Consider the following 26,076-nt stretch of genomic DNA (forward strand, 5'->3'; position numbering starts at 1 on the left):
GGTGCTGGCCGTCTGGTGCATGGACTGGCCGGCCGTCGCCGCGGCTGCGGCGGCGGGTCTGCCCGCCACGGCGCCGGTGGCGGTGACGCTGGCCAACCGCGTGGTGGCCTGTTCGGCGGCGGCGCGCACCACGGGGGTGCGCCGCGGGCTGCGGCGCCGGGAGGCGCAGGCGCGCTGCCCCCAGTTGCACGTCGTGGCCGCCGACCCGGCCCGCGACGCCCGCCACTTCGAAGGGGTGACGGCTGCCGTGGACGAGGTGGTGCCGCGTGCGGAGGTGCTGCGGCCCGGACTGCTGGTGCTGTCCGTCCGTGGCGCGGCCCGGTACTTCGGCTCCGAGCAGGCGGCGGCGGAGCGCCTCGTCGACGCGGTGGCCGCGGCCGGTGCGGAGTGCCAGGTCGGCATCGCCGATCACCTGCCCACCGCCGTGTTCGCCGCCCGCGCCGGGCGCATCGTCGAGTCGGGGGGTGACGCCCGGTTCCTCGCCCCGCTGTCCATTCGCCAGCTGGCCGCCGAGCCCAGCCTGGCCCAGCCCGGCCGCGAGGAGCTGGCGGACCTGCTGTGGCGCATGGGCATCCGCACCGTCGGGCAGTTCGCTGCACTGTCGAGGACCGACGTCGCGTCCCGGTTCGGGGTGGACGCGGTGACCGCCCACCGGTTCGCCCGCGGGGAGTCGTCGCGGGGCCCGTCCGGTCGCGAACCCCCCGCCGACCTCGACGCCGTCCTCGACTGCGATCCGCCGATCGACCGGGTCGACGCGGCGGCGTTCGCCGGACGGTCGCTGGCCGCGGAGCTGCACCGCACGCTGGAGGCCACGGGCATCGGGTGCACCCGGTTGGCCATCCACGCGGTCACCGCCAACGGCGAAGAGCTGCAACGCGTCTGGCGGTGCGCCGAACCGCTCACCGAGGACGCCACCGCGGACCGCGTGCGCTGGCAGCTGGACGGGTGGCTCAACCGGCGCATGCAGGACCGCCCGACCGCGCCGATCACACTGCTGCGGCTACATCCGGTGGAGGTGGTGTCGGCCGCGGCGCTGCAGCTGCCGCTGTGGGGTTCCTCGGGCGACGAGGACCGGCTGCGCGCCCGTCGCGCACTGGTGCGGGTGCAGGGTCTGCTCGGCCCCGACGCCGTGCGCGTGCCGGTGCTCAGCGGTGGTCGGGGTCCCGCCGAGCGCATCACGTTCACCCCGCTGGGCGACGAGCCGGTGCCGCGCGCCGATCCTGCGCAGCCGTGGCCGGGCCGGCTTCCCGAGCCGTCGCCCACGGTGCTGCTCGACGATCCGGTGGAACTGCTCGACGTCGACGACAACCCGGTACGGGTGACCGGCCGCGGGCTGCTCTCCGCGGATCCGGCGCGCCTGCGGGTCTCCGGCTCGACGGTGCCTGCCGTCGCGGCGCTGTCCACCGACCGGGTGCCGGGGACGCTGAGCTGGTGGGCCGGGCCGTGGCCGGTCGACGAAAGGTGGTGGGATCCGGAGCATTCCGCCACCGGTCGCACGGCCCGCATGCAGGTGCTGAGTGCCGGCTGCGCGATGTTGCTGTGCTATCGGCAGCGGAGGTGGTACCTGGAGGGGGTCTACGAGTAGGCGCCTCGTCCTGACTGGTTGTGCACAATTGAATTGTGGTCTACCGTTGCTCCCATGGCCACATTGGGGATCGACGATCACCTGTGTTTCGCGCTGTACACCGCATCGCGGGCCATGACGGCCGCCTACCGTCCGGTCCTCACCGAGATGAACCTCACCTACCCGCAGTACCTGGTTCTGCTGGTGCTGTGGGAGGAGGGCACGGTCGGCGTGGGTCGCCTCGGCGAGCGGCTCCAGCTCGATTCCGGCACGCTGTCGCCACTGCTGAAGCGGTTGGAGGCCAACGGGTACGTGAGCCGTCGCCGGTCGAGCACCGACGAGCGGCTCGTCGACGTCGCCCTCACCCCGGCCGGTCGTCGGCTCGAGGGGCGGGCGCAGTGCATCCCGGAGCAGTTGTTCGCCGCCACCGGCATGACCGAACGGGACGCCGCGGACCTCCGCGATGCGGTCCGCCGCCTCAACGACGCGCTCAGTGCATCCGCACGGCGCACACCCGAAGAAGGGACATCCGAATGAAGACGCTCTACACCGCAGAGGCACTGGCCACCGGCGACGGTCGCGACGGCCACGGCCGATCCTCCGACGGCCGGCTCGACTTCGACCTGGCCTCGCCGACCGAACTCGGCGGCAGCGGCGACGGCACCAATCCCGAGCAGCTCTTCGCGGTCGGCTACGCGGCCTGCTTCCACTCGGCGCTGCGGCTCGTCGCCCGGCAGGAGAAGGCCGACGTCTCGGATTCGTCCGTCGGCGCGCGGGTGTCGCTCGGCCAGATCGACGGCGGCGGTTTCGGCCTCGCGGTCGAGCTGGAGGTCACGCTGCCCAACCTCGACCACGACACCGCGCAGGCGCTGGCCGAGAAGGCCCACCAGGTGTGCCCCTATTCGAACGCCACCCGGGGCAACATCGACGTCACGCTCGCCGTCTCGGACGACTGAGCGGACCGGCGGTCAGGCCAGTCCTGCCGCGAACGGCCCGACCCGGGCGATGAACCGATCGAAGAAGGCGTCCGGGTCGACCTCGATGCCGACGTGCGCGTTGGGGTAGCGACCCCAGTGCCCGGTCCAGTCGGCGACCGTCATGCCGCGGGTCAGCGTGCCGGTCAGCTCGACGTCCACGGTCGCCTGCCGGCAGCGGACCAGGTCGGGGTCCAGGGCGACCGCGGCGGCGAGCGGATCGTGCAGGTGGGCGAGATAGCCCTCGCCCTGGTCGAAGTGGAACTCGAAGTAGAACCGCATCGCGTCCTCGAGCACCCGGATCAGCGGGTTGGCGGCCGCCGAACGGGTACCGCGGTCGTCGAGCACGCTCATCGGCGTGGTCGACGAATTCGCCGCGGCGGCAAGTCTGCTCAACGTCGACGGCGTCATCGCGGCGTGCTCGGTGAGGTTGAGTCCCAGCACGATCGGCAGGTGTGCGGGACGCTCCAGGCCCCACGCCGCACCCCACACCGAGAACACCTCGGCGGCGGCCTCGGGGTCGACGTTGACGTTCCACTCCGCCACCGGCGTGGTGTTGCCGCGGTACCCGAAGGCGCCGCCCATGATCACCAGGCGCCGCAGCAGCCGGGGCAGCGCGGGCTCGAGCCGCAGTGCCAGCGCCAAATTGGTCAGCGGACCGACGGCCAGGCCCACCAGCTCGCCCGGGTACTCGCGGGCGGCGCGCACCCATGCCTCCGCGGCGTCGTAGTCGGTGACCGTGCCGCTGCCCGCGGGCAGGTGGGCGTAACCGATGCCCTCCGGGCCGTGGGTGTCCTCGGCGGTGCGCAGCGGGATCGCCAGCGGCCGCTGCGCCCCCTTCGACACCGGGATCCCGCTCGTGCCGCACAGGTCGAGCAGTCCGAGGTTGTTGGCGCACACCTGGTCGACCGGGACGTTGCCCGCGGTCGAGGCGATGCCCACGACGTCGGCGTCGGCGCTGGCGAACAGGTAGGCCAGCGCCATCGCGTCGTCCACGCCGGTGTCGACGTCGGCGAAGACGGGGATCACCGCATCAGCCGCTGTCACGCCGCCAACGATAGGGCCGGACCCGCTACCAGTGCACGCCAGGGACCAGGCGCACCGCCCGTTTGACCGGTCCGGGCACCCGGACGCCGGCGACGCCGGACCGGGCGGGCCGACGTGGCCGGCGCGGACCGGACGGTTCGTCGTCCTGAACACCGCGTGCCGCAGCGGAATCGGGATAGCCGAGGTAGAGCTGGTGCAGGATGCGTCGGGACAGCCGCGGCGCGAAGTACGTGCCGAGGTCGGCGAGCGTGCCCATGGGCGTGTCGATGCGGGACGGCTTCTCGATCAGGCCGCGCACCACCATCGCGGCGGCGTGTTCCGGTGTGATGGCCGGGATCGGGTTCAGTTGCCGCGACGGTGCGATCATCGGCGTCTTCACCAGCGGCATGTGGATGCTGGTGAAGGTGACGTGATCCGACAGCGTCTCGGTGCCCACCACCTCGGCGAAGGCGTCCAGCGCGGCCTTGGTCGGCACGTAGGCGCTGTACTTGGGGCTGTTGGCCTGCACCCCGGCACTGGACACGTTGACCACGTGGCCGAACCGGCGCTCCCGCCAGTGCGGGAGCAGCGCTAGCACCATGCGCACCGACCCGAAGTAGTTCACCGCCATCACGCGCTCGTAGTCGTGCAGGCGGTCGGTGGACGCGCTGACCGAGCGCCGGATCGAGCGGCCCGCGTTGTTCACCAGGTAGTCGACGTGGCCGAATCGGCCGAGGATGTCCTTGACGGTGTGCTCGACGGACGCCGAATCGGTGACGTCGCACGTGAACGCGTATGCCGTGCCACCGGTCTCGCGGATCTCGGCGACCAGGTCGTCCAGGGCGTCGGCGCTGCGCGCGAGAGCGAACACCGTCCCGCCGCGTTCGGCGACGGCGACGGCCGATGCCCGTCCGATCCCGCTCGAGGCGCCGGTGATCACGACGTGCCTGCCGACCAGTGGGCCGGCCGGATCGTCGCGGCGGGCCCGGTCGGGGTCGAGGTGCTCGGCCCAGTACCGCCACAGCCGCGGGGCATAGGTCGCGAACGCGGGGACCTCGATGCCGGTGCCGCGCAATGCGTCCGCGGTGTTCTCGGCAGTGAACTCCGGTGCGAGGTCCACGACGTCGAGGATCTCGGCCGGGATGCCCAACTGGGTGGCGACCATGTTGCGCAGCACCTTCACTCGGCCGGTGGCCTTGATGAACGGCGTGGCGGCACTGCGCGGCAGGGTGGCGCGCAGCGGTGGCAGTCCCGCGGCCTTGGCGACCCCGCGGTAGATTCCGCGCAGTCCCGTCGACGTCGGCGCGGTCAGGTGGAACGTCTGTCCGTCCCGGCCGCTCACGTGCATCAGGTGCACCATGGCGTCGACCACGTAGTCCACCGGGACGACGTTGGTGCGCCCGGCGTCCGGCAGCGCGATCGGCGTCAGCGACGGCAGCTTGGCGAGCCGGTTGAGGATCGGGAAGAAGTAGTACGGCCCGTCGACCTTGTCCATCTCGCCGGTGCGGGAGTCCCCGACCACGACCGCGGGCCGGTACACCCGGAAGCGCAGCCCGGGCGTCGAGCGCACCAGCATCTCGGCCTCGAACTTCGTCTGGTGGTACGGCGTCGGCAGGTCCTGGGCGACGTCGAAGTCCTCCTCGGTGTAGACGCCGGGGAAGGTGCCCGCGACCGCGACCGACGACACGTGGTGCAGCGTCGCGTCGAGGCGGCGGGCGAGGCCCACCACGGCGCGGGTGCCGTCGACGTTGGCGGCCCGTTGCGCGGCATCGTCGGCGGTGATGTCGTAGACCGCCGCGCAGTGCACCACGTGGTCGACGTCGCCGAGGTCGGCGATCGTCTGCTCGTCCAGGCCGAGGTCGGGGGCGGTCAGGTCGCCCACCAGCGGCGTGGCGCGCTCGCCCCACTGCTGGGCCAGGCGTTCGAAGCGGGACAGCGAGCCCCGACGCACCAGCACGAACACCTCGACCGGGCCGTCGTCGGGCGTGGATCGCGACAGGATCTGGGAGACGACGCGGCGTCCGATGAACCCGGTACCGCCGGTAACGACATAGCGCATGCGAGTCATGGTCACCCTCCCCCCGGCATACGTCAACCGGCTATCGTCCGACACGACTTCCGTCCCGACCCCGTCGTTCACTCAGGAGACCGCCATGCCGATCAATCCCGACGCCATCGGAGCCACGACCGAGCCGCAACCGTACGAGTGGACCGACCGCGAGACGCTGCTTTACGCGCTCGGCGTCGGGGCGGGCGTCAACGACCTCGCCTTCACCACCGAGAACAGCCACGACATCCCCCAGCAGGTGCTGCCCACCTACGCCGTGATCGCCTGCCCGGCGTGGGGTGCGGTCGGCGAGGTCGGCTCGTTCAACTTCGGCATGCTGCTGCACGGCAGCCAGCAGATCCGCCTGCACGCGCCGTTGCCGCCTGCCGGAAAGCTGAACGTGCACTCCGAGGTGGTGGACATCCAGGACAAGGGCGAGGGCAAGAACGCCATCCTGGTGTTCAAGGGTGTCGGCACCGACCCGGAGACCGGTGAGGTGGTCGCAGAGACGGTGTCCACGGCGGTGATTCGCGGTGAGGGTGGCTTCGGCGGTCAGCCCGGTGAGCGTGCGCCGGCGCCCGCGTTTCCCGATCGCGAACCCGACGCGACGGTGGCGCTGCCCACCACGGAGGATCAGCCGCTGATCTACCGGTTGTCCGGCGATCGCAATCCGCTGCACAGCGACCCCTGGTTCGCGCAGAACCTCGCAGGCTTCCCGCGCCCGATCCTGCACGGGCTCTGCACCTATGGCGTCGCGGGCCGCGTCCTGGTCGCCGAACTCGGCGGGGGCGACGCGACCAAGATCCGTGCCGTCGGTGCGCGGTTCACCTCGCCGGTGTTCCCGGGCGAGACGCTGACGACGTCGGTGTGGCGCACCGAGCCCGGACATGCGGTGTACCGCACGGAGGCGGCCGAAGGCGACGGATCGAACTCGCGGGTGGTCCTCGACGACGGCACCGCCGAGTACGTCTAGCCGTTGGTCGGGGGTGGTGGTTCGAACGGTGTGTACCACCACCATTGGGCGCGTTCGCCGAGTGGGCCGGGGCAGGGTGGGACGTCCGGTGGTGCTGTGGTGGGTGGTCGGGCCAGCGATGCGCCGTTGAGTTCGCGGCCGTCGGCGTCGGTGATGACGAGTTGGTGGGCGGTGCCGGTGATGCCGAGTCCGCCGCTGTGATGCAGCCGGTGGTGATACGGACAGAGCAGTATCAGGTCGTCGAGTTCGGTGGCGCCGCCGTCCTCCCAGTGCACGATGTGGTGGGCGTGCAGACCGCGGGTCGCACCGCAGCCGGGGACCGCGCAGCACTGATCGCGGTGCTCGAGGGCGCGGCGCAGCCGGCGGTTGATGGTGCGGGTGGTCCGTCCGGCACCGATGGGCCGGCCCTGGCGTTCGAACCAGACCTCGCAGGTGGCGTCGCAGAGCAGGTAGCGGCGTTCGTCGTCGGTCAGGAGCGGGCCCAGATGGAGTGTGGCGGCGGGTTTGTCGACGTCGACGTGCACGACGACGGTGGTGCGCTGTCCGTGGGGGCGGCGGGCCACGTCGGCGTCCCAGCCGGCCTCGATCAGGGACATGAAGGCGTCGACGCCGTCGGGGAACGGGGGAGCCGCATCGAAGTTCGCATCGTGGTCGGCCTTCCAGCCGGCGATCAGGGCGTCGCGGTGGGACTGGTGGGCGGCCTCGAATCTAGCGGCGTCGAGGCGGGGCAGGCGGATCTTCCAGGTGACGTAGTCCTCGTTGGGTCCCACTGTCTTGGTGATCGAGCGTTGCGATTCGGGTTTGGGTGTGGGGTCGGGGCGGGGTTCGAGTTTGACGGCGCTGCGGAGTTGGGTGACGGTGGCGACGGCGGCGAGGTCGACGTAGTGGTCGTCGGAGCCGTCGGCGGCGCGTTCGGCGATGACCCCGACCTGATCCAAAGACAGTCGGCCCTCGCGGAGTCCGGCCACACAGCGCGGAAACTCCTCGGCGCGCTGGGCAACCGCGACGAAGGTCTCGGCGGTGCGGGGTGCGGCGCCGGTCTTCCATGCGACGAGGGCGGCGATGGAGCGGACGCCGGTGGATCCCCAGAGTTCGTCGCCGTCGATCTCGGCGATGACGTCCACGATCTGGCCGTCGATGGCGTTGCGCTGTCCGGTCAGCTCGGCCAATCGGTCGAACAGCGCGTCGAGGCGCTCGGCCGGGGTGGCCTGCGGCGCCAAAGCTGTTGCCGTGCTGGACATGACCCCATTATTGCAGGGGGGTCCGACAACTCCCGGATGCTCAGTCGTTGGGGCCGCCGAGTAGTTCCCGCACCTCGTCGTCGGTGACTTGCGTGAAGTCCTCGTAGGACTCGCCGACGGCGAAGAACGGCTCGGGCGTTGTCACACAGACGAAGCCGTCGGCCAACTCCGCGAACGTCGCACGCGCGGATGGCGGCCCGACGGGCACGGCCACGACGATCGCGGCGGGCGCCAGTGCGCGCAGCGCCACGACGGCCGCTCTCGTACTGGCCCCGGTGGCGAGACCGTCGTCGACCACGATCGCGGTCCTGCCCGCGACGTCCACCGGTGGCCGCCCGGCGCGGTAGACGTTCTCCCGGCGGGCCAGTTCGCGGCCCTCCCGCTCGACGACGTCGCGCAGATCGTCGCGGGTCATCCGCAGACCCCTCAGGGCGTCCTCGTTGACCACGACGTGACCGCCACTCGCGATCGCACCCATCGCGTACTCGGGCCGTCCGGGGGCGCCCAACTTGCGAACGGCGAACGCGTCGAGGGGTGCGTGCAGCGCGGCAGCCACTTCCCACGCGACCGGGATGCCACCCCTGGGCAGACCGAGGACGACGACGCCGGGTACGTCGCGGTAGGCGTGCAGCTCGCCGGCCAGCACCCGGCCCGCATCCCGTCGATCGCGGAACACCCGGTCACTCACCAGGTCTGTTCGGCCGACCGCACCAGGATCTCGTTGACCGCGACGCGCCGGTCGCGGGTCACGATGAACGCGACGGTCTCGGCGACGTCGATCGGCAGCAGTTTCACCATGCCCTCGGTCCGGCGCTCCATCGCCTCGCGGTCGGCGTCGGGCAGGTGGTCGGTGATCTCGGTCTGCACGGTTCCAGGTTCGACGAGGCTCACTCGCACCCGGTCTGCGAGGACTTCCTGGCGAATCGACTCGGAGAAGGCGCCGATCCCGAACTTCGTCAACGAGTAGACCGCCGTGCCCGGCCGCGCGACGCGGCCGCCGGTGGAGCTGACGTTCACGACGTCGGCGACCCGGCGCGGTGAGTCGGCGGCGGCAGTGATCAGGTGCGGCAGCGCGGCTCGCGTGACGTACAGCAGTCCGGACACGTTGACCGCGATCATGCGGTCCCAGTCGGCTGGGTTGGCCTCGGCGGCCGGACCCATGCGCATCAGCCCGGCATTGTTGACCAGGGTGTCGAGTCGGCCGAGCTGATCGACCACGGAATCAATTGCCGCGGTGGCCTGCTCGCGGTCGGACACGTCCGCCTCGATGGCGACGGCGCGCCCGCCGACGGTCTCGATCCTGGCCTTGAGGTCGTCGAGCCGGTCGCGTCGCCGTGCCACGAGGGCCACCGTCGCACCCTCGGCGGCCAGGGCCAGCGCGGTGGCCTCGCCGATGCCGCTGCTGGCGCCGGTCACCAGTGCCACCGTGTCGCGTAGTCGCTCGCTCATGTCGCCATGATGCCCTTTCAGCTCACGGCGCGCTCCAGAGCGTCCAGCGACTGGCCCAGGAACGACTCGGGAAACGGTGGTAGCCCACCGATCTCGTCGCGCAGCGGTTGCGGGGTCCCGCTCCAGTCGTAGGTGATCGTGACGTCAGTTCCCGCGCCGCTGGGCACGAGGTCGTAACGCCAGACCCAGCCGCCCGGGTCGTGCTCGCCGGCATCGGTGAGCTGGCCGGGCAGCCAGGCAATGGTGCGCTCCGGCACGAATTCGGTGACCACGTTGTGCATCACATAGTGGCCGCCGGCCTTGTCCATGAACATGTTGACGGCGAACATCTGGCCGGTCTCGGTAAGCGGTGTGCGGTCGACCGCGTCGAGGACCCAGTCATTGGGTTCGGTGTCCTGATGGCGCGTCGGATCGGCCAGCAGGGCGAAGATCGTCGCCGGTGAGGCGGCGATGGTTCGGGTGACGGCCCAGCGCTCGTCGGCGCTCACGGGGTCGCTCCATTCCGGTCCTGGGAGCCGTACGCCCGTGCGACGTCGGGGGAGTCCAGCCACTTTGAGTAGGTCGGCGACTTCGGCCATCCCTCGGGCGAGTCCTGCCACTCCTCCTGGCGCCCCCACGGCAACAGGTCGATCAACGCGAAGGTGTGGCTGAGCTGCTCGGTGCCGCGGCCGTTGGTGTGCCAGGTGCGGTAGACGTCGTCGCCGTCACGCAGGAACACGTTGACGGCGAAGCCCTCGCCCGGACCGGCGCCGACGTCGGCGCCGAACGAACTCTCCGACGACGAGAACCACTCCATCTTGTTGCCCACCTTGTCGCGGTAGGCGAGTGCCTCGTCGATCGGCCCGTTGGTCACGATGACGAAGCGGGCGTCGTAGGAGTCGAGGAACTCGAGCCGGGTGAACTGCGACGTGAAGCCGGTGCAGCCGCCGCACTGCCACTCGGCGCCGTCGGCCCACATGTGGTTGTAGACGATCAGTTGGCTGCGGCCGTCGAACATCTCGGCCAGCGACACCGGACCGTTCGCACCGATCAGGGTGTAGTCGGGCATCGCCACCATCGGCAGCCGTCTGCGCTGGGCGGCGATGGCGTCGAGTTCGCGGGTGGCGGCCTTCTCCCGGCTGCGCAGGTCGTCCAGGGCGGACTGCCAGGTCGCCTGGTCGACCACCGCCGGCTTGGCCAACAGGTCTTCTGTCACGGTTGCCTCCTCGAGTGTCACGGATGTCGCTCGTCGTATCGACCGGGTGCGCGGTGAAAAGTCATCGCGGCGGGACGACCGGGGTGCCGTTCCATTCCAGCAGCGTCCAGCCGTCGCGGGGATTCCCGCGGACGACCACGCGGCCGGTGTTCGGCAGCGGCTGGGCCTCGACGAGGTCGAGCGGGGGATCGGCCACGTTCAGCATCGTCCACACCGCGATCGCCCCACCGTGGGAGAACGCGACGGGGTCCCGGTTGCCGCTGCGGTAGATGGTGTCGACGGCGTCGTCGAACCGGGCGTCGAACTCGTTGCCGTCGATCGACCCCGGGATGCGGGCCGACCGGTCGCCGTCCAGCCACTGTCGCAGCGGCCGAAAGTAGCCGGCGAGTGCGTCCTCCTCGGGCCGTCCCTCGAGGTCACCTGCCTCGATCTCGCGGAGCCCGGGCAGGACGACGATCTGGCGGCCCACGTCGTGGGCGTACGGCTGGGCCGTCTGCTGGGTGCGGATCATGGTCGAGGCGTAGACGCCGTCGTGCGGTGTCGCGGCCAACGCGACGGCGGCGTCCTTGGCCTGCACCTCGCCCTTCGCGGTGAGCGTCGGGCCGGGCACCGTCGTGTCGATGATGCCGCCGGCGTTGCCCGCGGACTCGGCGTGGCGGACGAACGTGATGGTCACGTCGGCTCGGCCCATGCCGGTGGAGTGGTCATGCCTGCCGCCACGATGAGGGCGGCCAGCGCACCGAGGATGCGGCGACGGGTCGGCATCGGGAGCCTCTCGCTGGGGAACCCCAGTGTGCGGCATCGGCGGAGGCATTGTGAAGCCCTCCCCGTTTCGGGGAGGGCCTCGGGCGAATCGTTCGCGATTCACATGCGCCGCAGACTGTTTCGTTCTGCGGTGCATCTCTGGAAACGAGCCTATCCGCGGGGGACCGGGGTGTCGACGAACTCATCGAGAACGCATATGTTCACCCCATGGGCAAGGTCGTGGTGACGAACTGGGTGACGCTGGACGGGGTGATGCAGGCACCCGGTAGAGCCGACGAGGACACCCGCGACGGGTTCGACGACGGCGGTTGGGCCCTCCCGTTCGCCGACCCGGCGATCGGCGCGGCGATGGGCGAGCGCATGTCGGCCGACTTCGCGTGGCTGTTCGGCAGGCGCACCTACGAGGATCTGCTCGCGTCCTGGAACGCGCTCGGCGGACCGTTCCAGGACGCGCTCAACGGCACCCGCAAGTACGTCGCCTCGGCCCACGCCGACACCGAACTGCGCTGGCCGAACTCGGAGCTGCTGCACGGGGACGTTCCCGCCGAGGTCGCCGCCGTGAAGCGGCGCTCGGAGGCCAACCTGGTGATCATGGGCAGCGGCGCGCTGATCGCCTCGCTGGCGGCGGCGAACCTGATCGACGAGTACGTGCTGATGATCGCGCCGATCGCGGTGGGCCGGGGTCGGCGCCTGTTCGGTGACGGGGCACGCGCCTCGCTGACGCTGCTCGACTGCACCTCGACGAGCACCGGTGTCGTGATCGCGACGTACTCGACCTAGCGATCGAACGCATGTTCGACTAGGTTCGAGGGGTGGGTTGGAACGACGGGCCGTCGACGTGGACGGAGATGAACCGCGTCCTCACCAGCAAGCCACGGCGCGCCGGGCTGCCCATGGCCGAGCCCACGGGCGACGGTGGCGACAGTCCGGCCTGGTCGCGCAAGCGTGACGCCTACGAGCCGGTGGGGGAGAAGCGGCAGACCTCGTCGGTCCGATACGCCGAGCTGCACGCCCACTCGGCGTACAGCTTCCTGGACGGTGCCAGTACGCCGGAGGAACTGGTCGAGGAGGCCGCCCGGCTGGACCTGCGTGCGATCGCGCTCACCGACCACGACGGCCTGTACGGAGTGGTCCGGTTCGCCGAGGCGGCCAAGGAACTCGACGTGTCGACGGTGTTCGGCGCGGAGCTGTCGCTGGGCAACGTGCCCCGCACCGAGGATCCCGACCCGCCCGGCCCGCACCTGCTGGTGCTGGCGCGCGGCCCCGAGGGGTACCGCAGGCTGTCGCGGGAGATCGCCAAGGCCCATCTGGCCGGCGGTGAGAAGGGCAAGCCGCGCTACGACTACGACACGCTGTCCGAGGCCGCGGGTGGGCACTGGCACGTCCTCACCGGATGTCGCAAGGGGCACGTCCGGCAGGCGCTGTCGACCGGTGGTCCCGACGCCGCCGACGCGGCGCTGGCCGACCTGGTGGACAGGTTCGGCGCGGACCGCATCAGCGTCGAGTTGACCAGGCACGGCCATCCGCTCGACGACGAGCAGAACGCCGTGCTGGCCGGGCTCGCGCCACGCTTCGGGGTGAACGTCGTCGCCACCACCGCCGCGCACTTCGCCGAGCCGTCACGCGGCAGGCTCGCCATGGCGATGGGCGCCATCCGCGCACGCAACTCGATGGACGAGGCAGCCGGCTGGCTGGCGCCGCTGGGCGGTGCGCACCTGCGGTCGGGCGAGGAGATGGCCCGGTTGTTCTCGCACTGTCCCGAGATCGTCTCGGCAGCAGCCGATCTGGGCGAGCAGTGCTCGTTCGGGCTGTCGCTGATCGCGCCGCAACTGCCGCCGTTCGACGTGCCCGAGGGACACACCGAGGACAGCTGGCTGCGGCAGCTGACCATGACGGGCGCCGAGCGGCGGTACGGCCCGCGGGAGCGTGCACCCCAGGCCTACGCGCAGATCGAACACGAGCTGAAGGTGATCGCGCGGCTGAACTTTCCGGGCTACTTCCTGGTGGTCGACGACATCACCCGGTTCTGCCGGAACAACGGCATCCTCTGCCAGGGCCGGGGGTCGGCGGCCAACTCGGCGGTCTGTTACGCCCTGGGCGTCACCAACGTCGACCCGGTGGCCAACGGCCTGCTGTTCGAACGGTTCCTGTCGCCGGCGCGCGACGGGCCGCCGGACATCGACATCGACATCGAGTCGGATCTGCGGGAGCAGGCCATCCAGTACGTCTACGACCGCTACGGCCGCGACTACGCCGCGCAGGTGGCCAACGTCATCACCTACCGCGGCCGCAGCGCGGTGCGCGACATGGCCCGCGCGCTCGGCTACTCCCAGGGCCAGCAGGACGCGTGGAGCAAGCACATCAGCCGGTGGAACGGGCTGCCCGATTCGCCCGACGTCGAGGACATCCCGGAGTCGGTGATCGACCTGGCGCTGCAGGTGAAGAACCTGCCGCGGCACATGGGCATCCACTCCGGCGGCATGGTGATCTGCGACCGGCCGATCGCCGACGTGTGCCCGGTGGAGTGGGCCCGGATGGCGAACCGCAGCGTCCTGCAGTGGGACAAGGACGACTGTGCCGCAATCGGTTTGGTGAAGTTCGACATGCTTGGCCTCGGCATGCTGTCGGCGCTGCACTACTGCATCGACCTGGTCGCCGAGCACAAGGGCATCGAGGTCGACCTGTCCCAGCTGGATCTCTCCGAGCCGGCCGTCTACGAGATGCTGCAGCGGGCCGATTCGGTGGGCGTGTTCCAGGTCGAGTCCCGCGCGCAGATGGCCACCCTGCCCAGGCTGAAGCCGCGGCTGTTCTACGACCTGGTGGTCGAGGTCGCGCTGATCCGGCCTGGCCCCATCCAGGGCGGGTCGGTGCACCCGTACATCAAGCGGCGCAACGGCGAAGAGGAGGTCACCTACGACCACCCGTCGATGGAACCCGCGCTGCACAAGACGCTGGGCGTGCCGCTGTTCCAGGAGCAACTCATGCAACTGGCGGTCGACTGCGCGGGATTCTCCGGCTCCGAGGCCGACCAGCTGCGCCGGGCGATGGGGTCCAAACGGTCCACCGAGAAGATGCGCCGGCTGCGCGACCGGTTCTACGACGGCATGCGCACCAAGCACGGCATCACCGGTCCGGTGGCCGACCGGATCTACGAGAAGCTGGAGGCGTTCGCCAACTTCGGCTTCCCCGAGAGTCATTCGCTGAGCTTCGCCTCGCTGGTGTTCTACTCGTCGTGGTTCAAGCTGCACCACCCGGCGGTGTTCTGCGCCGCCCTGCTGCGGGCGCAACCGATGGGTTTCTACTCGCCGCAGTCGCTGGTGGCCGACGCCCGACGGCACGGCGTCCTGGTCCACGGTCCCGACGTCAACGCCAGCCTCGCGCACCCGACGCTGGAGAACGCCGGCCTCGAGGTGCGGATGGGGTTGGGCAGCGTCCGGCACATCGGTACCGAGCTGGCCGAGCAGATCGTCGACGACCGAGATGCCAACGGCCCGTTCACCTCCCTGGTGGATCTGACCAACCGGGTGCAGCTGTCCGTCCCGCAGACCGAGGCGCTGGCGACCGCGGGGGCGCTGGGGTGCTTCGGCGTCGATCGCCGCGAGGCGCTGTGGGCGGCGGGCGCGGCGGCCAGTCAGCGGCCGGACCGGTTGCCCGGCGTCGGGTCGTCGTCGCACGTGCCGTCGCTGCCCGGCATGACGCACCTCGAACTCACGGCGGCCGACGTGTGGGCCACCGGCGTCTCGCCCGACAGCCACCCCGTGCAGTTCCTGCGGGAGCGGCTGGGGGAGCTGGGCGTCGTCCAGGCCGACCGCCTGCTGTCGGTGCCCGACGGCACCCGGGTGCTGGTGGCGGGCGCGGTGACGCACCGGCAGCGCCCGGCGACCGCCCAGGGCGTGACGTTCCTCAACCTCGAGGACGAGACCGGCATGGTCAACGTGGTGTGCTCGCGGGGCGTGTGGGCCCGGCAACGCCGGTTGGCGCAGACGGCGTCGGCGCTGATCATCCGCGGCATCGTGCAGAACGCGACCGGGGCGGTCACCGTGGTCGCCGACCAGTTGCGGCCCGTCGACCTGCGCGTGATCTCGAGGTCCCGCGACTTCCAGTAGCTCCACACCTGATCAGCCACTCCGCGCTCGTCGGTAGTCTCCGAAACATGACCTCGCAGCCCCTGGACCTCACCCTCGACGAACTCCTGACCACCACCCGCTCGGTGCGCAAGCGTCTGGATCTGGAGAAGCCGGTGCCGCGCGAGGTGCTCCTCGAGTGCCTCGACCTCGCGCTGCAGGCGCCCACCGGATCGAACTCGCAGGGCTGGCAGTGGATGTTCGTCGAGGACCCCGAGAAGAAGCAGGCGATCGCCGAGGTCTACCGGACCGCCGCGAATCCCTACCTCGCCGCACCCAAGCCCGAGTACGGCGACAGCCGCGACGAGCGCACGCCGCTGGTGATCGACTCCGCGAAGTACCTCAGCGACCACCTGCACGAGGTGCCGGTCCTGATGATCCCGTGCCTGCAGGGCCGCCCGGACGGCGCGCCCGCCGGCGCGAGTGCCGGATTCTGGGGCTCGCTGATGCCCGCGGCGTGGAGCTTCATGCTGGCGCTGCGGTCGCGCGGACTCGGCTCGGCGTGGACGTCACTGCACCTCGTCGGCGACGGCGAGAAGAAGGTCGCCGACCTGCTGGGCATCCCGTTCGACGAGTACGCCCAGGGCGGGCTGTTCCCGGTCGCCTACACCAAGGGCACCGACTTCAAGAAGGCCAAGCGCCTGCCCGCCGAGCAGCTCAGCCACTGGGACACCTGGTAGTCACACCGCGCCGGTGAACCCCTGCTGGCGCCACGCCTCGTAGGCGGCGACGGCCGCGGCGTTGGACAGGTTCAGCGACCGTCGGCCGTCCAGCATCGGGATGCGGACGCGCTCGGTGACGTGCGGGTCGGCCAGCGTCTCCGGCTCGAGTCCCGTGGGTTCCGGCCCGAACATCAGGACGTCGCCGGGTTGGTACCGCACGTCGGCGAACGACGTCGTCGCGTGCGCGGTGAACGCGAACACCCGCGCCGGCATCAGTAGCCCCCACGCGGCGTCGAGGTCGGCGTGCACGGTCACCGACGCGAGGTCGTGGTAGTCCAGCCCGGCCCGCCGCAGTTTCGGCTCGGACAGGTCGAAGCCGAGCGGTTCGACGAGATGCAGTTCGCACCCGGTGGCGGCGACCATGCGGATGGCATTGCCGGTGTTGGGCGCAATGCGCGGTGAGTAGAACAGCACGCGGAACATTCGGTGATGATCCATCGGCGCGACGAGCGACGCGAACGGGGGTTGTCTCGACTGCGCAACGACACCTGCTCACATAGCACACGAACTGACAACGGCCGGGTCACGACTGCGTCCGTTGACCAGGAATTGTGGATTCACCTGCGCATCGCTGTCATACTCACAGGCATTGCCGGGCGGATCACGCCTGCCCCATTCGAGGGCGAAGAGCTGCAGGAAGTCCTATGAGCGACATGCGATCACACGGCCGACCGGCCGGCTCGACGACCGGTCCGCGATGACGGCGTTCGGCCGGCAGCCGCAGTCGAGCGCAGCAGCGGAATTCGAGAACAACCTCGCGCAGCCGGCCAAGCGACCGTCCCGGTATTCGGTCGGCAACTGGCCCGTTGGATGGAAGGTCTTCGCGATCGTCCTGGTGCCGCTGGTCCTCGCCGGCGTCTTCGGCGGCCTGCGCATCCACTCCGGGTGGAGCGAGGCGAACGGCCTCCGCCTGGCCGCCGACCGCGCCGACATGGTGCCCGCGATCGTCGACTACATGGGCACGCTCGAGGCGGCCCTGCTCGCCAATTCGACCGGTGGCGACGCGCAGTCCGCGCTCAGTGCGTTCGACGCCGGCAAGCAGAACCTGCGGCGTCAGCTCGACGCCACCGACGTCGTGCCGGACGTCGCGACGGGCGTCGACTCGCTGCTCGACGGTGGGCAGGCGCTGCTCGATCAGGTCACGGCCAACAGCATCGGCCTCCGCGACCGCGTCACCACCTACGCGCCCATCCTGCTGACCGCCGAGGACGCGGTGAACGGGTCGGTCCGCGTGGACGACGAACGGATCCGCGCCGAGACGCTCGGGCTGTCCCGGGCGATGGGCGCACGCGGCCAGATGATGATGCAGCAGCTGCTGGTCAACCTCGGCGGCGAGATCCCCGATCCCGAACTGCGGACGTCGATGATCACGCTCGCGGGCACGGAGCCGTCGACGCTGTTCGGCATGGTCCAGGTGCTCGGCGTCGGATCGTCGGATGCGCAGCGCCTGCAGGACGAGATGGTCCGGCGGATGGCGCTGATGTCCGATCCCGCGGTGCCGCTGGTCAACAACCCCGAGATCACCCAGTCGATCGACGCGACCAATCAGATCGCGCTGCAGGTGATCGACCGGTCGACCTCCGAGGTCACCACGGCCGTCGACGATCAGGCCGCCACGCAGCGCAGCGCGGCCATCCGGGACTCCGTGATCGTCGGCGTCGCGATGATGATCGCGCTGCTACTGGTCGCTTTGGTGGCGCGCACGCTGGTGCTGCCGCTGCGCCGGCTGCGTGACGGCGCCCTGAAGGTCGCCCACGAGGACCTGGTCCGCGAACTGGAACGCGTGCGTGCGGGCCAGGACCCCGGCGCCCTCAGGCCGCTGCCGGTGTACACCACCGAGGAGATCGGGCAGGTCGCGCACGCCGTCGACGAACTGCACGAGCAGACGCTGCTGCTGGCCGGTGAGCAGTCGCGGCTGCAGGTCCAGATCGGCGACATGTTCGAGACGCTGTCGCGCCGCAGCCGGTCCCTGGTCGACCAGCAGCTGTCGCTCATCGACCGCCTCGAACGCAACGAGGACGACCCCGAGCGCCTCGAGAGCCTGTTCCGCCTCGACCACCTCGCCGCACGGATGCGCCGCAACGGCGCCAACCTGCTGGTGCTCTCGGGCGCCCAGGTCCCGCGCGAGCAGGCCGAACCGGTACCCGTCGCCGCGCTCGTCGGCGCCGCCGCGTCGGAGGTAGAGGACTACACCCGGGTCGTCACCGCGGAGGTCCCGGAGAGCGAGGTCGCCGGTGCCGTCGCCGGTGACCTGGTCCACCTGCTCGCCGAGCTGCTCGACAACGCGCTGCGCTACTCGCCGCCGCAGTCCGAGGTGCGGGTGTCGGCGGTGCACACGGGCAACGGCGGACTGGTCGTCGAGATCGCCGACGACGGCCTCGGCATGGCCGAGGCGGACCTGCGCGTCGCCAACACCCGCCTGCAGTCCGGCGGCGAGGTCAACCCGTACACCGCACGCCACATGGGACTGTTCGTGGTCGGCCGGCTCGCCGCCCAGCACGGTCTGGTGGTGCGGCTGCGCAGCACCGTTGCGGGCGACCAGGGTTCGGGCACGACGGCCGGGGTGTACGTCCCCGCCGAGCTGCTCCTGCGCGGCGGCGTCCCCGTCGTGGCGGAACCGCCAGGCGACGGCTCGGTGACCGAGGACATCCCGGTCCAGGCCGCGCCTGCGCCTCCTCCTGCGGTGGTCCGGGACGAGCCGGTCGAGGACGAGTTCAGCCAGTTCACCGACGACTTCTCCGACTATCCCGATCACACGCCGCCGGTGCCCGAGTCCCGGCCCGCCGAGGTGCCGGTGTCGTTCCTGCCGCAGCGCAACCCCGGAGCGAGCGGTATCTCCGACATCCCGACCGGTCCGCCCCAGTTCACCGAACTGACACGCACTCCCGAGCCCCGGGACGAGTGGGCCGACGACGACTGGCCCGACGAGCCCGCGGCCGCGCCACCGCGTCAGGCGCCGACCGACACGTCGGCGTTCTTCGCCTCGCGCGCGCAGGCCGAGGACCGCTATGCGGACCCCCCGGTTCGGCCCACCGAGCCGCCCATGCCGGCAGCAACCGAGCAGCCCGACGACGACGGCGACGGCAGCATCTTCTCGAAGATGCTCTCCGAGTGGCTCATCGACGATCCCAACGATTTGGCGCAGAGCACCGACCTGGACTGGGCGACGGTGTGGGACAAGGGCTGGTCCGCCGCCGAGGCCGCCGAGCAGGCGCCGGTCGCCGAACACACCGCCGAGGGACTGCCGGTCCGGCAGCCCGGCGTCCGACTGGTCCCCGGCGCCGCCGAGGGCGACGACGAGCACAACGGCAGGCACGCCAACGGATTCGTCAACGGTGCCGACCACCCGGCCGACCATCCGCAACCGGCCCGTGACCCCGAAGCCGTCCGTGCCAGCATCAGCAACCACTTCGGTGGTGTGCACGCCGGACGGGCCCACGCCCGCGAGAGCAGGGAGACAGACCGCGAATGACCCGTTCCACCCAGCGCGACTCACTCGACTGGTTGGTGGCCCGCTTCGCCGACGAGGTGTCCGGCGTCTCGCACGCCATCCTGGTCTCGGCCGACGGCCTGCTCATGGCGTCCAGCGCGCACATGCCGACCGAGCGCGCCGACCAGTTGGCCGCGGTGTCATCGGGTCTGGCGAGCCTGTCCGCGGGTGCGGCGCAACTGTTCGAGGGCGGGTACGTGCTGCAGTCCGTGGTCGAGATGGAGAACGGCTACCTGCTGCTGATGCGGGTCGGCGACGGATCGCATCTCGCGACGCTCGCCACTCGCTCCTGCGACATCGGGCAGATCGGCTACGAGATGGCGATCCTCGTCGAGCGGGTCGGGACGGTCATCCAGTCGGCCCGCCGCTCCGCTCGTCGTTCGTGAGCCGGCATGGACCGTCGTCGCGAGGGGTGGGAGTCCGGCGAACGGCAGCCTGAGGCCAGTCTCGTCCGGCCGTACATCCTGACCGCGGGGCGCACCAGCGCCCACGTCGACCTGCCGCTCGAGGCGCCCGTCCGGACCGTCGACGCCGGCCCCGCGCCGCGCTGGCCCGCCACCGACGTCAGCGCCCGGATCCTCCGGTTGGCCGCCGACGGGCCGTCGGTCGCGGAGATCGCGGCGCATCTGGCGATTCCGCTCGGTGTCGCGCGCGTGCTGATCTCCGATCTCGTGCTGCAGGGGTATCTTCGGGTGCACGCGACGCTGTCGGACACGGCGACCGCGGACGAACGCCGAGAACTCCTGGGGAGGACGTTGCGTGGCCTACGGGCACTCTGAGCGCTCAGCCGCCACCAAGATCGTCATCTCTGGCGGCTTCGGTGCCGGGAAGACGACCTTCGTCGGGGCCGTCTCGGAGATCATGCCGCTGCGCACCGAGGCCATCGTCACCACCGCCTCGTCGGGTGTCGACGGGCTGGACGGCACGCCCGACAAGAGCACCACCACCGTCGCGATGGACTTCGGTCGGATCACCCTCGCCGACGACCTCGTCCTCTACCTGTTCGGCACGCCCGGTCAGCGGCGCTTCTGGTTCATGTGGGACGACCTGGTCCGCGGCGCGATCGGAGCGATCATCCTCGTCGACGTCCGCCGCCTGCAGGACAGCTTCGCCGCCGTCGACTTCTTCGAGGCGCGCAACCTGCCGTTCCTGGTCGCCGTCAACCAGTTCGACGGCGCCCCTCGGCATCCCGAGGAGGCCGTGCGTGCGGCGCTGGCGCTTCCCGACCACATCCCCGTCCTCGGCGTCGACGCGCGCGACCGGCAGTCGGCGCGGGCCGCGCTGATCGCGATCACCGAGTACTCGCTGGCGAGCCTCGGCTCGCCGTCCCGCTGACGTGCCGGAGTCCTACGCCGACGAGACGTGGGTGGACCGCGAGTTCGTCGGGCACGACTTCCGCGGCGAGGACCTGAGCCGGATCCGCACCGAACGCGTCGTCTTCACCGACTGCACGTTCAGCGGCGTCGACCTCACCGAGTCCGAGCACCTCGGTTCGGCGTTCCGCAACTGCGACTTCCGCCGGGCGTCGCTGCTGCACGGCGTCTTCCGCCAGTGCTCGCTGCTCGGCTCGGTCTTCACCGACTGCCGGTTCCGCCCGATCACGCTCGTCGAGGTGGACCTGACGCTGACGGTCCTCGGCGGGTGCGATCTGCAGAAGGTGGACCTCAGCGACTGCCGGCTGCGCGAGGCCAGCCTGGTGGGCGCCGACCTGCGCAAGGCGGTGCTGCGCCGCGCCGACCTCACCGGAGCGCGTACGCAGGACGCGAAGTTCGACGAGGCCGACCTGCGCGGCGCCCGCGTCGATGCGACGTTCTGGACGACGGCCCGGATCCGCGGGGCCAAGGTCGACGTCGACCAGGCGATCGCCTACGCCGTGGCGCACGCCCTGGTCATCGGCGACTGACACCGCCGACGGGCTAGCCGGACTTGAGCCGGATCTTGAACCGCACGAAGCACAGGTAGAAGACCGACAGCGCGCCCAGCATCGCCATGTCGAGGATCCAGGCGCCCGACTCGTGCTTCCAGTGCGAGTCGTCGGGCATGATCGGCGGCTTCACCATGTCGGTGACGCCGACGGTCGACGCCGTCGCCGCGAAACCCCAGCGCGCCGGTGTCACCCACGACATCTGGTCGAGCGGGGCCCGTCCGGTGACCGGGATCAGGCCGCCCGAGAACACCAGCTGCGACATGACCGCCACGACGAGCAGCGGCATGATCTGATCGCTGGTCTTCGCCAGCGCCGACAGCGCGAGGCCGACCGTCGCCGCGCAGATGGTGGTGGCGGCCATGCCGAAGAACAGCTCGATCGCGGCCGCGGTCTCACTGCTGCCGAGGACGACGGCGCCGTTCTGGGGGAGCCCGACGCCGATCAGCGTGATCCCGGTGACGATGCCGGACTGCACGATCGCGAACACCGAGTAGATGCAGACCTTCGCCAGCAGGTAGGCCGACGTGGACAGGCCTACCGCCTGCTCGCGCAGGAAGATCGCACGCTCGCCGATCAGATCGCGAACGGTCAGCGCCGTGCCCATGAAGATCGCGCCCACGTTGAGCAGCACCAGCACCTGGCCCGGCTGGTTGGGCGCGTCGCCGACCGGGGACGGCTGACCGAAGCCGGTGCTACCGGGCACCGACAGGGACAACACGCCCATGATGAACGGGAGCACCGCCAGGAAGATGAAGTACCCGCGGTCGGAGACGATGAGCCGCATCTGCCGTCGACCGATCGTCGAGAACTGACGGATCACGCTGGTGGCGGCGGGGCTGCCGAGGTCGGCGGGTTCCTCCGCCGGTGGCGCGGGCGGTGGCGGACCGTTGATCTCGAGGTAGCGCCTGCTGGCGGCGTCCGGATCGCCGGCGACCGTGCTGAAGATGTCGGCCCAGTTGGTGGTGCCCAGCTGGGCGCCGATCTGGTCGGGTGGCCCGCAGAACGCCGTCTTGCCGCCCGGGGCGAGCAGCAGCACCTGGTCGCACACGTCGAGGTAGGTCAGAGAGTGCGTGACCACCAGCACCACGCGGCCCGCGTCGGCGAGCTGACGCAGCATCGTCATGACCTGGCGGTCGAGGGCGGGATCCAGACCGGAGGTCGGCTCGTCGAGGATCAGCAGCGACGGGCCGGTCAGGAGTTCCAGCGCCACGGACGCGCGCTTGCGCTGGCCGCCGGAGAGCTTGTCGACGCGGGTCTCGAGGTGCTTGGTCATCTCGAGTTCCTCGAGGACCTGCATGACCACGTGCTCGCGGTCTTCCTTGGTCGTGTCCGGGGGCAGGCGGAGTTCCGCGGCGTACATCAGGGCCTGCTTCACCGTCAGCTGGCCGTGCACCACGTCGTCCTGGGGGACCATGCCGATTCGGGACCGGAGCGAGGCGTACTCGGAGTGGATGTCGTGGCCCTCGAAGGTCACGGTGCCGCTGGTCGGGTGGGTGTAGCCGGCGACGAGCTTCGCGAACGTCGACTTGCCGGCGCCGGACGGGCCGATCACCGCGGTCAGCGTGCCCGTGCGCGCGGCCAGCGAGATGTTGTTCAGCAGCGTCTTGTTGCCCTCGATGGTCCACGTGACGCCGTTGACCTCGAGGCCGCCGGTCTTGGTGGCGGAGGCCTCGGTCTGGGTGCGGCGGGCGAGGCTGCCGCCGGAGAACACCAGGTCGACGTTGCCGATCGTGACCACGTCACCGTCGCGCAGCAGTGCCGCGTCGACCCGGGTGCCGTTGACGAACGTGCCGTTGATGCTGCGGTTGTCGACGATCTCGGTGCCGGCGGGCGTGAGCACCAGGCTGGCGTGGTGGCGCCCGGCCAGCACGTCGGGGATGACGATGTCGTTGTCGGTCGCGCGACCGATCTTCACCGCGCCCGTGGGCGCTTCGGGGGCGCGTCCGGGCCGCAGGATCTTCATCATGCTGGTCGCGAGGTTGCCCTCGCTCTGCCGCGGCGCGGCGGTCGGACCGAGCCGCGTGACCGGCTCCGCGGACGGTGCCGAGATGGGCTGCGACGGAGGTGGTGGCGCGTACCGCTGCTGCGCGCTGGGGTAGCCCTGCGGTGCACCGGGGTGGCCGGTCTGCGGCCCGCTCGGGTAGGCCTGCCTGCCGCTGGCCGGAGGTGCGCCGGTGGGGCCCGACGGGTAGCGCGGCTGCTGGCCGGACGGGAACGGCTGGCGCGGGGGCATCCCCGGCGGCATGGTTCCGGGGGGCTGCGTCTGCCAGGACGCGCTCGGGCGCCCGGCGACGGGCACCGCGGCGGTGGGCGGCGGCGAGCCGACCGCACCCTGGTGCCTGCCGACGTCGAAGGACAGCCGCGGTCCGTCGGGGTTGCCGATGTTGACGTTCAGCCCGTCGGTGATGTCGACGACGGGGACGCGCTGACCGTTGACGTACATCCCGTTGAGGGAGCCGTTGTCGATCGCGAGCCACCGGCCCTGGTCGAACCGGAGGATGAGGTGGGCCCGTGACGTCAACGGGTGGGCGATGCGTATGTCGGCCCGGAGGTCTCGGCCGATCACCACGTCGTTGCCAGCCGCGAAGGTCCGGGCCGACCCGTCGTATCGAACGGTAAGAGCGGGCGGTACTGGTCGCGTCATCGGAACCGACTCTAACGGTAGGGCCGTCCGCTCCGGCCGGTCCGCGACCCGATGGCGGCCGTACCGTTACGTGGGGGTCCGGCCTGAGCCCGTAGCGCGGCAAACGCGGGCAAGAGCTTTTAACGCCAGCCGGTCGTGGTTGCGCACGGCGTTGATTGCAACCGGGTGACGATTCGGTCGAGGTACGGGCGATTACCGCCGCTGCGCTGCGCAGACGTGGTGTCGTTGTCGGCATGGCAGCCAAGAACTCGCAGGCGGGACGCCTCCGCGCCGCAGGTCGCTCCATGATTGCGGTGCTCCTCGCCGGCGCTGCGGTGACCGGTGCCGTGGCTACGGGTGCGGCTTTGCCCTCGGCCGTGGCGGCGACGGGCGACCTACCGACCGACGCCCGCGGCTTCGTCGGCACGACGGCGCGGTGCGACGCCCCCTGGAAGCCCGTGGCCGTGGGGCGCACGCCGCTGTCGCTGGTCGCCATGTGCTCCGATCCGCGCGGCCGGTTCGAGTACCGCGGCGTGCGGCTACGCGACCGCGCTCCGCTGCGACTCCCCGCGACGCCGTTGGCCAACGGCTGCTTCGGGATTCGCGGGGACGGCGTCGCCTACACGGTGTCGTCGACGAAGCTCCTGCTCACGTCGGGTCTGCGGGTCATCCGGGACGAGCCGATGCTGCAGTTCGAGGATCTGCGCCCGCCGGAGGTCGCACCGATCTCGAAGACGTCGGGCGGCGGCTAGCCCGGCATTCCCGTCACGACGCAGTGGGTGTGGCTGTAGATGGTGGCCATGCACTTGTTGCAGTGGGTGCACGCCGAGCGGACCGACTTCGCGTCGCCGTCGTCCCTGATCCGGTTGATCAGGTCGGGTTCGGCCAGCAGCGCGCGTCCCATCGCGACGAACTCGAACCCCTCCGCCATGGCCAGGTCCATGGTCTCGCGGTTGGTGATGCCGCCCAGCAGGATCAGCGGCATCGTGAGTTCGGCGCGGAAGCGGCGGGCCTTGTCCAGCAGGAACGCCTCGCGGTAGGGGTACTCGCGGAAGAACTTCTTGCCGGTCATCCGGATGCCCCAGCTCAGCGGCGGCTTGAACGCACCGGCGAACTCCTTGATGGGGGCGTCGCCGTGGAACAGGTATAGCGGGTTCACCAGCGAGCTGCCCGCGGTGAGTTCCAGGGCGTCGAGGCCGCCGTCCTCCTGCAGCCACCTGGCGGTCTGCAGTGACTCGTCCATCGGGATGCCGGCGCGCACACCGTCGGTCATGTTGAGCTTCGCCGTCACGGCGATCTGATCGCCCACCGCGTCGCGGACGGCGCGCACCACGCCGCGCGCCACCTTGGCGCGGTTCTCCAGCGACCCGCCGAACTCGTCCTTGCGGCGGTTGAGCAGGGGGCTGAGGAAGGAGCTGGCGAGGTAGTTGTGGCCCAGGTGCACCTCGACGGCGTCGAAGCCGGAGTCGACGGCCAGCCGCGCCGCGTTGGCGTGCGCCCGCGTCACCTCGGCGATGTCCTCGCGGGTGGCCTTCCTGGCGAACCGCATCGACAGCGGGTTGAAGAACCGCACCGGCGCGAGTGCGGGAGCCTTGTTGGTGCGGGCGTTCGCGACCGGCCCGGCGTGGCCGATCTGCGCACTGATGGCGGCGCCCTCGGCGTGCACGGCCTCCGTCAGCCAGCGCAGTCCCGGCACGGCCTCGGGGCGCATCCAGATCTGCCAGCCGTCGGTGCGGCCGCCCGGCGCCACCGCGCAGTAGGCGACGGTCGTCATGCCCACGCCGCCCGCCGCAGGCAGCCGGTGGTAGTTCACGAGATCGTCGGTGACCAGCGCGTCCGGGGTCGACGCCTCGAACGTCGCGGCCTTGATGATGCGGTTGCGCAGCGTCACCGGACCCAGCCGAGCCGGGCTGAAGACATCGGTGAACACATTGGGCTGAGTGTTCATTCACCGGA

At 70.8% G+C, this 26,076-nt stretch carries 24 protein-coding genes and 1 pseudogene; 13 read left to right on the forward strand and 12 right to left on the reverse strand.

Going from position 1 to position 26,076, the window contains the following annotated elements:
* The first annotated feature begins 19 nt into the window (after positions 1 to 19).
* From AC1MEY_RS01170 to AC1MEY_RS01180, 3 genes are read left to right on the forward strand one after another with little or no spacing between them, the layout of a single operon-like run.
* The gene (locus AC1MEY_RS01170; protein ID WP_480231735.1) at positions 20 to 1,585 is read left to right on the forward strand and encodes a DNA polymerase Y family protein; all 1,566 of its coding nucleotides are present in this window, start codon (positions 20 to 22) and stop codon (positions 1,583 to 1,585) included.
* Positions 1,586 to 1,639: 54 nt separating this feature from the next.
* Positions 1,640 to 2,101 carry a MarR family winged helix-turn-helix transcriptional regulator gene (locus AC1MEY_RS01175; RefSeq protein WP_480228929.1) on the forward strand — a complete coding sequence of 154 codons (462 nt, stop codon included), beginning with the start codon at positions 1,640 to 1,642 and terminating at the stop codon, positions 2,099 to 2,101.
* Positions 2,098 to 2,520, forward strand: a complete 423-nt coding sequence (locus AC1MEY_RS01180; protein WP_480228930.1) for an organic hydroperoxide resistance protein — start codon at positions 2,098 to 2,100, stop codon at positions 2,518 to 2,520. Before AC1MEY_RS01175 ends, AC1MEY_RS01180 begins: the two co-directional genes overlap by 4 nt.
* Before the next feature lie 12 nt (positions 2,521 to 2,532).
* Here the strand turns inward: AC1MEY_RS01180 and AC1MEY_RS01185 are convergent, their stop codons facing one another.
* Both AC1MEY_RS01185 and AC1MEY_RS01190 read right to left on the reverse strand, forming a co-directional pair.
* Positions 2,533 to 3,522 (reverse strand): nucleoside hydrolase, encoded by a 990-nt coding sequence (locus tag AC1MEY_RS01185; protein ID WP_480231736.1) that lies wholly within the window; start codon positions 3,520 to 3,522, stop codon positions 2,533 to 2,535.
* An 88-nt stretch (positions 3,523 to 3,610) separates the two neighbouring features.
* Entirely contained in the window at positions 3,611 to 5,623 is a 2,013-nt protein-coding gene (locus AC1MEY_RS01190) for an SDR family oxidoreductase (protein WP_480228931.1), read from the reverse strand.
* A 94-nt stretch (positions 5,624 to 5,717) separates the two neighbouring features.
* On the opposite strand from AC1MEY_RS01190, the gene AC1MEY_RS01195 reads away from it, so the two are divergent.
* On the forward strand, positions 5,718 to 6,584 hold the full coding sequence (locus AC1MEY_RS01195; RefSeq protein WP_480228932.1) for a MaoC family dehydratase: 867 nt from the start codon (positions 5,718 to 5,720) through the stop codon (positions 6,582 to 6,584).
* On the opposite strand, the gene AC1MEY_RS01200 is transcribed toward AC1MEY_RS01195, so the two are convergent.
* The 7 genes and pseudogenes from AC1MEY_RS01200 to AC1MEY_RS01230 form a co-directional block, all read right to left on the reverse strand.
* On the reverse strand, positions 6,581 to 7,825 hold the full coding sequence (locus tag AC1MEY_RS01200) for an HNH endonuclease signature motif containing protein (RefSeq protein ID WP_480228933.1): 1,245 nt from the start codon (positions 7,823 to 7,825) through the stop codon (positions 6,581 to 6,583). The genes AC1MEY_RS01195 and AC1MEY_RS01200 overlap by 4 nt on opposite strands.
* Before the next feature lie 49 nt (positions 7,826 to 7,874).
* Positions 7,875 to 8,516: pseudogene (locus AC1MEY_RS01205) on the reverse strand (phosphoribosyltransferase); the annotation flags it as partial.
* On the reverse strand, positions 8,510 to 9,274 hold the full coding sequence (locus AC1MEY_RS01210) for an SDR family NAD(P)-dependent oxidoreductase (protein WP_480228934.1): 765 nt from the start codon (positions 9,272 to 9,274) through the stop codon (positions 8,510 to 8,512). The pseudogene AC1MEY_RS01205 and the gene AC1MEY_RS01210, both read right to left, overlap by 7 nt.
* Positions 9,275 to 9,291: 17 nt before the next feature.
* Complete coding sequence (locus AC1MEY_RS01215) at positions 9,292 to 9,762, reverse strand: SRPBCC family protein (RefSeq protein ID WP_480228935.1); 471 nt, start codon at positions 9,760 to 9,762, stop codon at positions 9,292 to 9,294.
* Positions 9,759 to 10,469, reverse strand: coding sequence for a DUF899 domain-containing protein (locus AC1MEY_RS01220; protein ID WP_480228936.1), 711 nt, complete (start codon positions 10,467 to 10,469; stop codon positions 9,759 to 9,761). Before AC1MEY_RS01220 ends, AC1MEY_RS01215 begins: the two co-directional genes overlap by 4 nt.
* Before the next feature lie 61 nt (positions 10,470 to 10,530).
* Positions 10,531 to 11,145: a histidine phosphatase family protein gene (locus AC1MEY_RS01225; RefSeq protein ID WP_480228937.1), complete on the reverse strand. Its 615-nt coding sequence runs from the start codon at positions 11,143 to 11,145 to the stop codon at positions 10,531 to 10,533.
* Positions 11,142 to 11,234, reverse strand: coding sequence for a twin-arginine translocation signal domain-containing protein (locus AC1MEY_RS01230; protein ID WP_480228938.1), 93 nt, complete (start codon positions 11,232 to 11,234; stop codon positions 11,142 to 11,144). The genes AC1MEY_RS01225 and AC1MEY_RS01230 overlap by 4 nt, the downstream gene beginning before the upstream one ends.
* 207 nt (positions 11,235 to 11,441) lie before the next feature.
* Between AC1MEY_RS01230 and AC1MEY_RS01235 the strand changes: the two genes are divergently transcribed.
* The 3 genes from AC1MEY_RS01235 to AC1MEY_RS01245 are packed head-to-tail and all read left to right on the forward strand — an operon-like array spanning position 11,442 to position 16,038.
* Entirely contained in the window at positions 11,442 to 12,014 is a 573-nt protein-coding gene (locus AC1MEY_RS01235; protein WP_480228939.1) for a dihydrofolate reductase family protein, read from the forward strand.
* A gap of 32 nt (positions 12,015 to 12,046) precedes the next feature.
* Positions 12,047 to 15,340 carry an error-prone DNA polymerase gene (locus AC1MEY_RS01240; protein ID WP_480228940.1) on the forward strand — a complete coding sequence of 1,098 codons (3,294 nt, stop codon included), beginning with the start codon at positions 12,047 to 12,049 and terminating at the stop codon, positions 15,338 to 15,340.
* 47 nt (positions 15,341 to 15,387) lie between these two features.
* Positions 15,388 to 16,038, forward strand: coding sequence for a nitroreductase family protein (locus AC1MEY_RS01245; RefSeq protein WP_480228941.1), 651 nt, complete (start codon positions 15,388 to 15,390; stop codon positions 16,036 to 16,038).
* Here AC1MEY_RS01245 and AC1MEY_RS01250 read toward each other — a convergent pair whose 3' ends face one another.
* On the reverse strand, positions 16,039 to 16,503 hold the full coding sequence (locus AC1MEY_RS01250) for a tRNA (cytidine(34)-2'-O)-methyltransferase (RefSeq protein WP_480228942.1): 465 nt from the start codon (positions 16,501 to 16,503) through the stop codon (positions 16,039 to 16,041).
* A gap of 274 nt (positions 16,504 to 16,777) precedes the next feature.
* On the opposite strand from AC1MEY_RS01250, the gene AC1MEY_RS01255 reads away from it, so the two are divergent.
* Genes AC1MEY_RS01255 through AC1MEY_RS01275 form a run of 5 tightly spaced genes read left to right on the forward strand, consistent with a single transcriptional unit; the run spans position 16,778 to position 21,473 of the window.
* Positions 16,778 to 19,552 (forward strand): sensor histidine kinase, encoded by a 2,775-nt coding sequence (locus AC1MEY_RS01255; protein WP_480228943.1) that lies wholly within the window; start codon positions 16,778 to 16,780, stop codon positions 19,550 to 19,552.
* A complete protein-coding gene (locus AC1MEY_RS01260; RefSeq protein WP_480228944.1) occupies positions 19,549 to 19,956 on the forward strand; it encodes a roadblock/LC7 domain-containing protein in 408 nt (135 codons plus the stop codon). The genes AC1MEY_RS01255 and AC1MEY_RS01260 overlap by 4 nt, the downstream gene beginning before the upstream one ends.
* A gap of 6 nt (positions 19,957 to 19,962) precedes the next feature.
* On the forward strand, positions 19,963 to 20,349 hold the full coding sequence (locus AC1MEY_RS01265; RefSeq protein WP_480228945.1) for a DUF742 domain-containing protein: 387 nt from the start codon (positions 19,963 to 19,965) through the stop codon (positions 20,347 to 20,349).
* Positions 20,330 to 20,905, forward strand: coding sequence for a GTP-binding protein (locus tag AC1MEY_RS01270; protein WP_480228946.1), 576 nt, complete (start codon positions 20,330 to 20,332; stop codon positions 20,903 to 20,905). The genes AC1MEY_RS01265 and AC1MEY_RS01270 overlap by 20 nt, the downstream gene beginning before the upstream one ends.
* A 1-nt stretch (position 20,906) precedes the next feature.
* A complete protein-coding gene (locus tag AC1MEY_RS01275; RefSeq protein WP_480228947.1) occupies positions 20,907 to 21,473 on the forward strand; it encodes a pentapeptide repeat-containing protein in 567 nt (188 codons plus the stop codon).
* 13 nt (positions 21,474 to 21,486) lie between these two features.
* Here AC1MEY_RS01275 and AC1MEY_RS01280 read toward each other — a convergent pair whose 3' ends face one another.
* Positions 21,487 to 24,141 carry an ATP-binding cassette domain-containing protein gene (locus AC1MEY_RS01280; protein ID WP_480228948.1) on the reverse strand — a complete coding sequence of 885 codons (2,655 nt, stop codon included), beginning with the start codon at positions 24,139 to 24,141 and terminating at the stop codon, positions 21,487 to 21,489.
* A 233-nt stretch (positions 24,142 to 24,374) separates the two neighbouring features.
* Between AC1MEY_RS01280 and AC1MEY_RS01285 the strand changes: the two genes are divergently transcribed.
* Positions 24,375 to 24,872, forward strand: coding sequence for a hypothetical protein (locus AC1MEY_RS01285; RefSeq protein WP_480228949.1), 498 nt, complete (start codon positions 24,375 to 24,377; stop codon positions 24,870 to 24,872).
* Here AC1MEY_RS01285 and AC1MEY_RS01290 read toward each other — a convergent pair.
* The gene (locus AC1MEY_RS01290; RefSeq protein ID WP_480228950.1) at positions 24,869 to 26,068 is read right to left on the reverse strand and encodes an NADH:flavin oxidoreductase; all 1,200 of its coding nucleotides are present in this window, start codon (positions 26,066 to 26,068) and stop codon (positions 24,869 to 24,871) included. The two genes, AC1MEY_RS01285 and AC1MEY_RS01290, sit on opposite strands and share 4 nt — an antisense overlap.
* Between the last annotated feature and the right edge of the window lie 8 nt (positions 26,069 to 26,076).

This window comes from Mycobacterium sp. PTI7, from assembly GCF_056679845.1.